A 13072-nucleotide genomic window follows, 5' to 3' on the forward strand; every position below is an offset into this window, starting at 1 on the left:
CGAGACTTGTTTATGTTTCGTTCCACGAACGAACTCCGGCATCGGTGGAAGGTCCACGGAAGGAGGGTTTGCCCTCCTTCCTGGCCAGAATGGGGATGAAATCACCACGGCTGGCTAACCCAAGGGTCGATCACCGGCGGAAGTGCCGCAAGCCGTGGTGATTTCGATCGATGCAGAGTGCGCAGCCCATGGCAACTTCGCTCCCCGGAAAGGATGTCACGCAGCTCGAACTGCAGTAGCAGGGCGAGCTCCTGCGAAGGCCGGCCCTCTTCGATCGCCTCGTCGCCAACGCGGCCCTGACCAAGCGGCTCGATGCGGCCTGGGCCGCCGGTAACAATGCTGGTGACCTGGACACGGGCTCTCAGGCGGACAGCACGACCTATCATGTCTGTCCGCCGCGCAAGACGAGCGACGGATCGTTCGACGCCCTGTTCTCTTTCTCCGCGACCGCGCCAACGGTCCCGGCCGGCTATGTGGCGGTCCAACGCCTCGGTACGATTCTTACGGATGGCAGCGGCGCAATCCGTCCGTTTCTCCAAGATGGCAACGAGATTACACTTCGTGTGCCTGCTGGCCTCAGCGCATATAGCGGAGCAACTGATAGATCGATAGCGCCTCTGACCACGCCATTGCCGCCCTGCGTTCGAGTCTTAGCGCCGCTAACTAGATGTATTTAAAAATTATTCGACAGAAACTAGCATAGAACTGATATCATTATATTAATTAACGACAAATACATCAATTCTTTTACAAAAGACTAATCTTCTATTAATATTCATGTCATTTAATTCTGCATGCAATCAACAGATGAACTCGAATTCACCGAATCAATACACAAAATCTATTTTATAGAAACAATCAAAATATCCACATCTATTACATTTATTCTTTTTTAAAAATGCAAATATATGAAATCATTACGAGAATTTGACGATGCGTGAGTTATTCTTCGTCGAGAGAGGCGGCGATGGTTACATTGTTGCACTGCGCGGCTGTCCTCAGGAGGGGCGCACCGATCCTAACCCATTGCCGGAAACGAACCCGGAAATCCAAGCGTAGTTCGTGCCCCTCCGCCGACGATCGACGACTATCGCCGCGCCAATAAAGCGCATATCGACGCAACTGCGAAGGATCGTGGTTACGCGGACGGCGTCTCTTGTGTCTCGCACACCAATTCGACAAATCTCGCTTGGAAAACCGAAGCGACAAAATTCAACGCGTGGCGCGATGAGGGTTGGGCACACGTCTTCGACACGCTCGCGACGGTCCGGAACGGCGAGCGCGAACAGCCGTCGATCAAGCAGATCGCGGCGGAGCTGCTAACGATGATCTGGCCGAGTTAGCAGGCGACGGCGCTCATCGTTGAGGGCTGGCGCCAAGTCGGTTATGGTGCGTCTCCTCAAATTTGCGTAAGAGCCGCAAACTATGATCAGCGCGATCAAGCCGGGCGATATTTTGAGAATAGACGTAACCGTCACGCGCGTCCGCCCGGATGGCGGGGTGGTTTCTCTTTCGAGAGATTTTGGAGGAATTCTTAACTTAAGAGCCGAGGCTGCATCTAAGTTCTTGCTATGCTCCGTCATTGGGCGTGAGGATGAACAATCGGAAGTCTATCGTAGGTCGCCTCTATTCTCTGAAATGGGCAACGATTTTGACTAAGCGCGTAGCACTCACCATCGGCATGCCGGTTTTCAACGGCGGCAAGTATGTCCATGAAGCGCTGTCTTCTCTATTAGCCATGACGGGCGTCGATTTCCAGGTTTTCGTCTCGGACAATTGCTCCACAGACGACACACCAGAGAAAGTGCGCCAGGTCGCCGGAGAAGACTCTAGAGTATCGTATTTTCGGCACGACAAGAACGTCGGCGCTTACGCAAATTTTTCTGGCCTCTTAGATCACGCCGAAAGTGATTTCTTCATGTGGGCCGCACATGATGACCTGTGGCGCCCGACCTTTGCCGCAACACTCATTGCTGCTCTAGTCTCGGACCCCGATGCCGCCTTTGCGATCCCCAGGTGGATTACGCGCTCGATGTCACTCGGACCCGTTGGAGGCTTTGAGCCGCCTGGAGACATGAGGATTATCACCTCCGAAGACCCAATAGAACGGGTCCTCAAATTTACTGAGATGTTGGCCACCTCCCATAAGGATAATTTAGTCTACGGTATGTGGCGTACATCCATAATTAAATCTGTTCTAACCACGTTCCCATACCAAGTAATTGGCGGCGCTATGTGCCAACACATTCTGGCACAGCATCGCGGCGTATGGGTAAATGAAGTGCTTTTCGAAAAGCGCTATGCTGGCCTTGCCCCCGGTCATCCGCTTGACAAACCTCACCGATCAATAATGGCGTTGAAGGCTCGATTGAGGGGCGTTCGTCGTGGTCCAGACCCGTACAACCGCCAAACATATATTGATGAGATCACGGTTGGGCTTCGGGCTGCGGGGTTCCCTGAGGAGCAACTTCAGCACATTGACCGCATCCACGAGTGAGTGCGAAGGCTCAGGTCCGCAAGCGCTGCCCGATAGCTGCTCTCCTCCTGCTGACCTAACCCGCCCGCCTCGCGCGGGCTTTCTGCTATTCCGCCTGGAAGCCGCCGGCCCCGCCCATCCCCATGTGCGGTGCATGAGGCCGCGCCGATTGTCTAGCATCCACGAAGTGCCCGATGCTCGACAAGTTCGAAGCCTGCCATGCGATCACGGCCAAAACTGGCCCCGCCCCTGCCGCAGCAGCAGCGACCTGTGTAGTCTTTCGAGGGAAGCTGAAGCTCGCCTCGCCGATCTCCAGTTCGGGGCGCCTAGCCACCTTGACTCGGTTGGTAGCGAGCCCTCGGTCGGCAGCGTTACGATTAATGTGTGCTTAAGAATTGTTCGACCTTCCCATGGGATCAATGGCCAACGTTATCGCGGCGTAGCCCGACCCCATGTGAGCGACGACCGAGTCCGCATTAAGGACATTTACCGCCGAGTCTGACGGCCTCTTTCGCAGCATGAACGCCACGCCTTGACGCTCACGCCGTGAACAACTACTTCAGCCGCCGTAGCGTGGGCTTCGAAGGCGAGTTCGCGTTCGACGACTCCAAGCCCGACGGGACGCCCCGCAAGCTCATGAATGTCGGAAAGCTCGCTACTTTGGGATGGCATGCCCAGACGAGTCTGCCGGCGGGGATAGACAAGACCTATCAGGCTTTCAAGGAAATCTCGTGGTGACGCCGCCTCTCTCGCCGGTTGCAGTCCGCTCGTGGCGCAACTGATCGCCCACCAATCATGATCGAACAATGACAGGTTCAATGCCCGTTCACGAGCCCGCCGAAGTGGTGATCCGTGCAAGTGCCGATTACACCTTCCGGCATGACATCGCGGACCTCTGGGCCAATCGCGACATTGCCTGGACGCTGGCGCTGCGCGAGATCCAGGTCCGTTACAAGCAGTCGCTCATCGGCATCGCCTGGGCTCTGCTGCAGCCCGTCCTGACGACGGCGATCTTCACTTTCGTCTTCAGCTATCTGGCCCGCATTCCGACAGACGGGATTCCCTATCCTGTCTTCGTCTTTTCAGGGCTGCTGATGTGGCAGTACTTCAGCCGCGTGGTCGGAGATGCCGCAGGCTCGCTGGTGAAGAACGAAGCCATTATCACCAAGGTTTTCTTTCCGCGCCTCATTCTGCCGTTGGCGTCGACGGTCGCAGCTGCAGTCGAGTTCTTCATCGCGCTTGTCGTGTTGGTCGCCGTGATGCTGCTCTACGGTATGGTGCCTTCCCCGCTGATCGTGCTGGTGCCACTTGTCGTCGTCGCAGCGGGGCTTCTCGGCTATGGCATTGGCCTAGTGCTCTCTCCGCTTAATGCGATCTATCGCGACATCGGGATCGCCCTGCCATTCTTCATCCAGATCGCCATGTATCTGACGCCGGTGATCTATCCCATCACCTTCGTGCCTGCCCAGTACCAATGGCTTTATGCTCTCAATCCCGCAGCGACGCTGATTGACACGATGCGCGCTATCGTTGTCGGGGCCGCGTGGCCGGGGTTCCTCAACTACGCGCTCCTCATATTATGGACGGTTGGCTTCCTGACGCTTGGCCTGCGTGTGTTCCGCAAGCTCGAGCCGGCCATCGTCGACAGGATCTGAGCCATGTCGAACGCCATTACCGTAGAGAATCTCAGCAAGTGCTATTCGCTGGCCGGGACGGCGGCGCCGGCCTATGGCACCCTGCGCGACACGATGGCGGAAGCTGCGCGGCGGCTGATCAAGCGAGAGCCGGCAAGCCAAGCAAAGCCTGCCGAGGCCTTCTGGGCGCTACGCGACGTCAGCTTCAATGTGAACGAGGGAGACGTCGTGGGCGTCGTCGGCCGTAACGGCGCCGGCAAGAGCACCTTGCTCAAGGTGCTGTCGCGCATTACGGCCCCGACCGAAGGACTGGCGCGCATTCGCGGGCGCGTGGGCTCGTTGCTCGAGGTCGGTACCGGCTTTCACCCGGAGCTGTCGGGGCGCGAGAACATCTTCTTCAATGGCGCCATTCTCGGCTTGCGCAAGCACGAGATCCGGGCGCGCTTCGACGAGATTGTCGACTTTGCCGGTATTGCGGACTTTCTCGACATTCCCATCAAGCGCTATTCGAGCGGCATGAAGATGCGCCTTGCCTTTTCGGTGGCGGCGCATCTCGAGCCCGAGATCATGATCGTCGACGAAGTGCTGGCGGTCGGAGACGCCGAGTTCCAGAAGAAGTGCCTCGGCAAGATGAAGGATATCAGCAGCGGCGGCCGGACGGTGCTCTTCGTCAGTCACAGCATGGAGAGCGTTACTTCATTGTGCAGCCGCTGCATCCTGCTCGACAGAGGACAGGTTCGCAAGGAAGGCACGCCTTCGGAAGTCATTCTGGAATATCTCGGTGGCGATGGCGAATTCAGCGGTTGCGCCGATTTTTCCAGCCAAGGCAAGATGGTCGGCGACGATCACGTTCAACTGCTCTACGGCGAAATCACCGACGCGAGCGGCAAGGCGGCCCTGGAGATCGATATCCGCAAGCCGCTGACGGTGCGCATGGGCTTCCGGGTCAAGCGCCGGAGTGACAACAGGCTTGTGCCGAACTTTCATTTCGTCGTACCGGGCGGCGCCTATGCATTTGTAAGTACTCCGGATGTGCCGGCGACGCTTGCGCCAGGCGATTATGAAGCCAGCTGCAATATCCCAGGCGACTTCTTGAATGATGGAAGCTACTTCGTGGGATTGGCTATGACCTCCTACGGGCAAGGACAGACCGTCCATTTCTTCGAGCAGAGCGCACTGACCTTCAATGTGCGCGATCCCTTGGAAGGCAGCGTGGGGCGCCATGGCTATGTCAATGTCATGCCCGGCGTCGTGCGTCCGCGCCTGATGTGGGCGATCAAGGAAGCTAGGTGATGAAAGCGGTGATATTGGCCGGCGGGCTGGGGACGCGTATCTCCGAGGAAACACATCTGAAGCCGAAGCCGATGATCGAGATCGGTGGAATGCCTATTCTATGGCACATCATGAAAGTATATTCAGCCCATGGCGTGAATGACTTCGTGATATGCTGTGGCTACAAGGGCTACGTTATCAAGGAGTATTTTGCCAATTATTTCCTGCACATGTCGGACGTGACGTTCGACATGGCGGAAAACCGGATGGTCGTGCATCGCCAGAAGGCTGAGCCTTGGCGCGTAACTCTGGTGGACACCGGCGAGAGCACGCTCACCGGCGGACGTTTGAAACGCGTCCGCGAGTATGTGGAGGGTGAGGACGCGTTCTGTTTCACCTATGGCGACGGCGTTGCCGACATCGATATCAGTCGCCTGATCGCTTTCCATCGCGACCACGGCAAGCTTGCGACCGTCACAGCCGTGGCACCTCCGGGGCGCTACGGAGCCCTCGCGCGGGAGGGGAGTGCCGTGCGCGGCTTCGTCGAGAAGCCACGCGGCGACGGCGGCATGATCAATGGCGGCTTCTTTGTCCTCTCTCCCAAGGTTTTGTCCTATATCGAAGGTGACAGCTCGAGCTGGGAAGGCGAGCCGCTGATGCGGATCGCAACCGATGGCCAGTTGATGGCTTACGAGCATCAGGGCTTTTGGGCGGCGATGGATACCCTTCGCGACAAGAACATGCTGGAAGAGCTCTGGGGCGGCGGATCGGCCCCCTGGAAAGCATGGGAATGAGCGCGACGCCATCGCACGCGTTCTGGGGCGGCAAGCGTGTGCTGCTGACCGGTCATACCGGCTTCAAGGGAGGCTGGCTGGCATTGATGCTGCACCGGCTCGGTGCGCAGGTTACGGGCATCAGCCTTGCTCCGAACACGGTGCCCAGCCTTTACGAATTGGCCGGCGTCGAAACCGTCTGTGACAGCCATTTCTGCGACATTCGCGATAGCGGGCGCTTTTCACAGCTGGTGCGGGGTGCCCGCCCGGAGGTGGTGTTGCATCTGGCTGCCCAACCGCTGGTGCGTGCCAGTTACCGCGAGCCGATGGAGACTTTCGGCATCAACGTGATGGGCACGGTGCATCTGCTGGAAGCCTTGCGCGGTCTCGCGACCTGCCGGGTCGCAGTGATGGTGACGACCGACAAGGTCTATGAGAACCGCGAATGGCACTGGCCCTACCGCGAAGTCGATGCGCTCGGCGGGCACGATCCCTATAGCGCGAGCAAGGCAGCCAGCGAGATCGCGATCGCCAGCTACAGAAGCGCCTTTCTGCACGCGCAGGGCCTGGCGCTCGCGAGCGCACGGGCCGGCAACGTGATCGGTGGCGGCGATTGGTCGGGGGACCGCCTGCTGCCCGATGCCATCCGCGCGTGGCAGACCGGTGCGGTGCTTGCGATACGCAATCCGGGATCGATCCGGCCGTGGCAACATGTCATCGAGCCGCTGGCCGGCTATCTCGTCCTGGCGCAATCGCTTTGGTCCAAACCGGAGTTGGCCGGGCCCTGGAACTTCGGGCCCGATGCATCCGAGAATGCAAGCGTTCACGACGTCGTCGAAATGGCCCGCTCCGCCTGGGCTGGGGCGGGGGTCGCATATGAGGAGAACGCGGGCCCCCATGAGGCGGGGCGTCTGACCCTCGAAACCGCAAAGGCGAGGGAGCTGCTGAGCGTGCAGCCGCGGTGGGGCTTGCAGGAGTCGGTCAGCCGCACGGTGACCTGGTACCGGCGCCTCTTCGAGGGTGCGTCAGCGCGTGCCTTGTGCGAAGAGGACATCGTGGCCTGGGAGCGTGCCCGATGAGCCGTTTCGTCGTAACAGATCTGCCTCTGCGCGGCTTGAAGCTGCTTGAGCGCAAGCGCATGAGCGATGAACGCGGCTTTCTCAGCCGGCTGTTTTGCGCCGAAGAGTTAGCGGCGGCAGGCTGGCGCAAGCCAGCCGCGCAGATCAATCACACGTGCACCGTCCAGCAAGGCGCGGTGCGGGGTATGCATTTTCAGTTGCCGCCCTACGCCGAGATGAAACTCGTCACGTGCCTGAAGGGCGAGGTGTGGGACGTGGCGGTTGACCTGCGGGCGGGCTCGCCCTCCTTCCTGCAGTGGCATGCGGAGCGTCTATCGGCGCAGAATAATAGGGCTTTGCTGATCCCGGAGGGGTTTGCGCACGGGTTCCAGGTGCTGTCGGACGGCGCCGAACTGCTGTATTGCCACTCGGTGCCCTATACGCCCGAAGCCGAGGCCGGGCTTAATCCACAGGATCGGCGGCTGGATATCGGATGGCCCCTGCCTGTTGCGGACATGTCGGAACGGGATGCGACGCGGTCCTTCCTCGAGCCATCCTATGCGGGTGTGATCCTATGAGATGCCGTCATTGCTCGGCCCCGCTTGAGCACAGCTTCATCGACCTCGGCCACGCACCACCATCCAATGCCTATCTGACGCATGAGGATTTGCGCCGGCCGGAGATGACCTATCCCCTGCGGGTACTAGTCTGCACCGAATGCTGGCTGGTCCAGACACAGGATTTCACGCGCGCGGACGAGCTCTTCAACGCAGATTACGCCTATTTTTCAAGCACATCAAAGGGCTGGCTCGCACATGCCCGGCGCTATTGCGAGGACATGCGCTCGCGGCTGCGCCTCGACGAGCGCAGTCTCGTGATCGAAGTGGCCTCCAATGACGGCTACCTGCTGAAGAATTTCGTCGAGTGGGAGATTCCCTGCCTCGGTATCGAGCCGACGGCCAGCACGGCCGCCGCCGCCGAAGCGCTGGGCGTGCCCGTGCTGCGCGAATTCTTTGGCGAGGTGCTCGGCGCGCGCCTGCGGGGTGAGGGCCGACAGGCCGATCTGATCGCCGGCAACAATGTCTACGCCCATGTGCCGGACATCAACGATTTCACGCGTGGGCTGAAAGCAGCTCTGAAGCCCGGCGGCACAATCACGTTGGAGTTTCCGCATCTGCTGAACCTGGTGCAGCAGGGCCAATTCGACACCATCTATCATGAGCACTTCTCGTATCTGTCGCTTAGCACCGTCAGCCGCATCTTCGGGGCAGCGGGTCTGCGGATATTCGACGTCGAGCAACTGCCAACGCACGGCGGCAGCCTCAGGGTGTTCGGCAGCCATGCCGACGACACACGTCCGGTCACCCCGGTAGTGCGTGATCTCCTCGAAAACGAGCGGAACGCAGGGCTGCAGCAGCTGTCGACCTTCCTTTCCTTCCAGGAGCGGGCCGAGCGCATCAAGCTCGACTTCCTCGCCTTTCTCGTGGAGCAGAAACAGGCTGGAAAGCGCGTCGCCGCCTATGGCGCAGCAGCGAAAGGCAATACCCTGCTCAATTTCTGCGGCGTCAAGCCGGATCTCATGCCCTTTATCGCCGATGCTGCGGCAGCGAAGCAGGACAAGTTCATGCCCGGCAGCCATATTCCGATCGTCTCACCATCGCAGCTGCGCGAGCAGCGGCCCGATTTCCTCGTCATCTTGCCGTGGAACATCGCAGACGAGGTACGCGAGCAATGCCGCGATCTGGCCGCCGCAGGCACTCGTTTCGTGACCGCCGTTCCGACGCTGGAGGTTCGATGACCCGAAACGTCCTTGTTACGGGCGCCGGGGGCTTTGTGGGACGGCCTGTTGTGCGCGAGCTTCTATCGCGTGGCCATGCTGTTACCCTCACCGAACGGCCCTCGCGTCCAGTGTGTCTCGATGGCGATGCCAAGAATTGCCGTCGGCTTCAGACAGACGATTTATTCGCCGCCACGCAGGAATGGTGGGTAGATGCCTGTGCGGGCATCGATACGGTGATTCACCTGGCCTGGTTCACAATGCCGGGCCGTTATCAGCGGGCGGTCGAGAACCTTGCCTGTGTCGAGGGCACTATCCGCCTCGCCCGCGGGGCGGCGCAGGCAGGAGTCTCGCGTTTCGTCGGCATCGGAACCTGCGCCGAATATGACGTCAGCCAGTGCCTTCTCTCCATTGATACGCCGTTGCGCCCCACCACGCTCTACGGCAGCTCCAAAGCGGCGAGTTTCCTGCTGCTGTCAGCTCTGCTGGCAGAGCTCAATATATCATTCGCCTGGTGCCGGCTGTTCTATCTCTACGGGGCCGGCGAGCATGAGGACCGGCTTCTGCCTCATGTCCGCCGCCGGCTTGCCGCGGGTCAGTCCGTCGACCTCAGTGAAGGCAATCAGATCCGGGATTTCATAGACGTCAAAGATGCGGCGCGTATGATCGTCGACGTTGCCCTAGGGTCTGAAACAGGGGCAGTCAACATCTGCTCCGGCGTGCCGCGGACCGTTCGGCAGCTGGTCGAACAGGTAGCTGATGAATATGACCGTCGCGACCTGCTTCGTTTCGGGGCGCGGCCCAACAACGACTTCGATCCACCGTGCGTCTTGGGACGCCCCGGAGGAAAGCCTGCATGAACCAGAATTCCCTTGCCGAGAGCAAGAATATGCCCAACCACGCTTACGAGTATGTGAAGGTCGATAATGACAAGCTTTCAAGCTGAAGTGAATGCAAGGGTCGCGGCGAATGCCGAGGACGCAGAGCTACAACGGGCGACCGCTGGCTTCATGCGCGCATCGATGCTGGCGAAGTATTCGTACAATTTTTCGTGGCTTGGACGACCTATTATCCAGTACCCGCAGGATATCGTGGCGATGCAGGATCTGATCTGGGAAGTGAAGCCGGATCTGATCGTTGAAGTCGGCATCGCTCATGGCGGCTCCTTGATCCTTAGCGCATCCATGCTCGCTCTGCTGGATCTGACAGAGGCGATTGAGAGTGGGGCTACGCTCAATCCACGTGTTTCACGCCGTTGCGTACTGGGAGTCGACATCGATATCCGCGATCACAATCGCCGGGCAATCGAAGCTCATCCCATGGCATCGCGCATCAGCATGATCCAGGGATCGAGTATCTCACCGGATGTGATCGAGCAGGTGCACGCTTTTGCCAAGGATTATTCGCGCGTGCTGGTTTGTCTCGACAGCAACCACACGCATGATCACGTACTGGCCGAATTGGGGGCCTATGCCTCTCTGACCAGCATCGGCAGCTACTGCGTCGTGTTTGATACCGTGGTCGAGGACATGCCCAAGTCTATGTTCCCCGATAGGCCCTGGGGTCCGGGCGACAATCCGAAGACGGCTGTCCATGAGTTTCTGAAGTCGCATCCCGAGTTTGAGATCGACAAGAGCATCCAGAACAAGTTGCTGCTCACGGTCGCGCCGGATGGGTATCTGCGGCGCTTAGCGTGAGCCGCGTGTCAACCACCGTATCGAATAAGCCGCGTTGATGAGTACGAACTTTCTTGTTGTGATCCCGACGCGCCGGCGCCTTGCTACGCTGCGCTGGGCGCTCAAAACTTGCCTTGATCAGGACTACGACAATTTCCAGGTGGCAGTGCTGGCCAACGCCTGCACTGAGACCACAGCCTGGCTACGCGAGCTGAACCACCCACGCGTATCGGTCATGGAAAGCAAGGCCGACCTGCCGATGACAGACAACTGGGAACGCATCTTCGGTACACCGATCGCTCCGGATACGTATGTGTTCTTCCTCGGCGACGACGATGGGCTGCTGCCCGGCGCGCTAGCCTGTGCCGATCGCTTGCTACGCCATTATCAAACACCAATCCTGAACTGGGAAAAGGCGGAATACGCGTGGCCTGACATCATCCTGTCAGCGTACCGCAACTATGCATCACTCCGTCTCGGCAGCGGTATCGAGATCCGCGAAAGTGAACCTTTCTTGAGCGCAGCGCACAGGCTGAGAGCCTCATACAGCGAAGGTCCCAGTATTTATTCCTCATTCGTCCGTGCGGAATTACTGCAACAAATCCACGACGACGCCGATCACTGTTTTTCTCGCCCCTGCTCGCCTGATGTTTTTTCTAGTTTCGCACTGTCTTCATCAGTGGATCATTTCGTTCGCTGCCGTTTTTCACCCTCCGTCAACGGCGCGTCGGGCAAAAGCAATGGTATTTCCTACATGCATGACTTTGCCAGCAGTACTTTTACTAGCTCTCCAATCCACCCGGCGATCGTACATGCTCCCAGCGTCCTTATCGCCGATTCAGACGCGCTTTTAAATGCGCGCGACGCATTACCAAACCGATTCGCGAAGTATCATTTCGATTTCGCAGCGCTGCTCACGGCCCTCGCTGATGACGCGCAGCGGATAGGAAACAGCGAGCGCGGTGTGCAGCTTGTGGCGGCAATCGATGAGATTGCACGCCGCAACAGCTTGGCCGGACCACCGACCCGCATCGCGCCTCCTGCGGAGAACGCTGCGGCCCGAGATAATGGGCCGCGCTTCGGCTTCGTTGCCAAGGAGGGGCGACTAACGATCGATTTGTCACGGTTGACGCCGCTAATGTCGACGATGCGTGCAAGGCGATCAGCATGCTCAATCCACTAGAGCAAATCGCGGGCGGGGCACCAGCTTCCACCGAGCGGAGAAGCCCGATTAATCGCCTAGCCTCCTTGTGTGCATCCGTCGTCAGAAAAGGTTTCCCTAATCGTGAACCTGATCAACCGCGTGCGTAACGCCGTGCAAGTCCGTTTGGTGAACCATCGCCAGCGTAAGCAGGCGAGGCAAACTGAGCCGCCTCGAGTTTGCCGGAGACGCCAGCTACTGAGAAGACAGAGACGCGATGAAGCGGCCGATAGGCACGGATATTTCGCGTCGAGCTGGTCGAGATTCTCACCCCGAACAATTTGCTCCAGGGGACATCGGAGATATGCTGATACGCACATCAGCACGATTTTGGTTGACAATTAAACACGGACGTCCCGCGAATGGATTTTGCAAGTGTAAAATTATCTATTATCGAGAACCTCGGCTCGGCAATCGGTTGGGTCCTCCGCCGTGCCGTTGCCAGTGAGCTCGGTCGGAAGACCGTATTGTCGTCAATGCGTCAGGCGATGTTTCAGGGGCGCGACGCGGGGCAAACAACGCTCCAGTATGACGTTCCACCAGGGTTTGAAGACCAGTTCCAAGCCTTTGGCAAGAGCCATGCTTCAGCAGGCCGCAGCGAACCGCTGCAGTGGGATGATTGCTACCCCTGCCTGCAGGACAACACTACTGAGACGCCATTCGATCGCCACTATCTCTATCACCCGGCATGGGCAGCACGCGTGCTGGCACGCACTCGTCCGCAGCACCACGTCGATATTTCTTCGTCCTTGTCTTTCTGCACGCTCGTGTCGGCGTTCATCCCGGTAAGCTTCTACGATTATCGGCCAGCGCCAGTCGCGCTCGACAATCTGTATTGCGGGCAAGCTGACCTGACCTCTCTGCCTTTCGAGGATGCATCGATCGAGTCGTTATCCTGCATGCATGTGATCGAGCATATCGGACTAGGGCGCTATGGCGAACCCCTGGATGCTTGTGGCGACCTTAAGGCCCTGGCCGAGCTGGAACGGGTGCTGAAACCGGGGGGCGATTTGCTGATAGCGACCCCGGTAGGAAGAACGCGGGTGCAGTTCAATGCCCACCGTATTTACGATCACCTGCAGTTCCAGGAATATCTAGAGCACGTCCATTGAACGAGGAATCGCGTTGATGATTCCCTTGGCTGCCGAATTCTGATTCCATCGCCCCGACTGTTGATTTGGTCGGAGGCAAAATGACCCGAGCTT

Annotated in this window: 12 protein-coding genes; all 12 read left to right on the forward strand. The window is 58.8% G+C overall.

The features are described 5' to 3' along the window. Positions 1-1594: 1594 nt before the first annotated feature. The 12 genes from WFK61_RS06995 to WFK61_RS07050 all read left to right on the forward strand — a co-directional run bounded on the left by WFK61_RS06995 (position 1595) and on the right by WFK61_RS07050 (position 12979). On the forward strand, positions 1595-2497 hold the full coding sequence (locus tag WFK61_RS06995; protein WP_336810810.1) for a glycosyltransferase family 2 protein: 903 nt from the start codon (positions 1595-1597) through the stop codon (positions 2495-2497). Between the two features lie 525 nt (positions 2498-3022). Then, positions 3023-3214 carry a hypothetical protein gene (locus WFK61_RS07000; RefSeq protein ID WP_336810811.1) on the forward strand — a complete coding sequence of 64 codons (192 nt, stop codon included), beginning with the start codon at positions 3023-3025 and terminating at the stop codon, positions 3212-3214. An 80-nt stretch (positions 3215-3294) separates the two neighbouring features. Continuing rightward, positions 3295-4131, forward strand: coding sequence for an ABC transporter permease (locus WFK61_RS07005; RefSeq protein ID WP_336810812.1), 837 nt, complete (start codon positions 3295-3297; stop codon positions 4129-4131). A gap of 3 nt (positions 4132-4134) precedes the next feature. Next, positions 4135-5403, forward strand: a complete 1269-nt coding sequence (locus WFK61_RS07010; RefSeq protein WP_336810813.1) for an ABC transporter ATP-binding protein — start codon at positions 4135-4137, stop codon at positions 5401-5403. Then, complete coding sequence (gene rfbF / locus WFK61_RS07015; protein WP_336810814.1) at positions 5403-6176, forward strand: glucose-1-phosphate cytidylyltransferase; 774 nt, start codon at positions 5403-5405, stop codon at positions 6174-6176. The genes WFK61_RS07010 and rfbF overlap by 1 nt, the downstream gene beginning before the upstream one ends. Next, positions 6173-7234, forward strand: coding sequence for a CDP-glucose 4,6-dehydratase (gene rfbG, locus WFK61_RS07020; RefSeq protein WP_336810815.1), 1062 nt, complete (start codon positions 6173-6175; stop codon positions 7232-7234). The genes rfbF and rfbG overlap by 4 nt, the downstream gene beginning before the upstream one ends. Further along, positions 7231-7791, forward strand: a complete 561-nt coding sequence (locus WFK61_RS07025; RefSeq protein ID WP_336810816.1) for a dTDP-4-dehydrorhamnose 3,5-epimerase family protein — start codon at positions 7231-7233, stop codon at positions 7789-7791. The genes rfbG and WFK61_RS07025 overlap by 4 nt, the downstream gene beginning before the upstream one ends. Beyond that, complete coding sequence (locus tag WFK61_RS07030) at positions 7788-9011, forward strand: class I SAM-dependent methyltransferase (RefSeq protein WP_336810817.1); 1224 nt, start codon at positions 7788-7790, stop codon at positions 9009-9011. The genes WFK61_RS07025 and WFK61_RS07030 overlap by 4 nt, the downstream gene beginning before the upstream one ends. After that, on the forward strand, positions 9008-9850 hold the full coding sequence (locus tag WFK61_RS07035; protein WP_336810818.1) for an NAD-dependent epimerase/dehydratase family protein: 843 nt from the start codon (positions 9008-9010) through the stop codon (positions 9848-9850). Before WFK61_RS07030 ends, WFK61_RS07035 begins: the two co-directional genes overlap by 4 nt. A gap of 66 nt (positions 9851-9916) precedes the next feature. Continuing rightward, on the forward strand, positions 9917-10687 hold the full coding sequence (locus WFK61_RS07040; RefSeq protein ID WP_336810819.1) for a cephalosporin hydroxylase family protein: 771 nt from the start codon (positions 9917-9919) through the stop codon (positions 10685-10687). A 37-nt stretch (positions 10688-10724) separates the two neighbouring features. After that, positions 10725-11849 (forward strand): glycosyltransferase family 2 protein, encoded by a 1125-nt coding sequence (locus tag WFK61_RS07045; RefSeq protein ID WP_336810820.1) that lies wholly within the window; start codon positions 10725-10727, stop codon positions 11847-11849. Between the two features lie 380 nt (positions 11850-12229). After that, on the forward strand, positions 12230-12979 hold the full coding sequence (locus WFK61_RS07050; protein ID WP_336810821.1) for a DUF268 domain-containing protein: 750 nt from the start codon (positions 12230-12232) through the stop codon (positions 12977-12979). Positions 12980-13072 lie beyond the last annotated feature (93 nt).

The organism is Allobosea sp. MMO-172, from assembly GCF_037147855.1.
Taxonomy (GTDB): Bacteria; Pseudomonadota; Alphaproteobacteria; order Rhizobiales; family Beijerinckiaceae; genus Allobosea.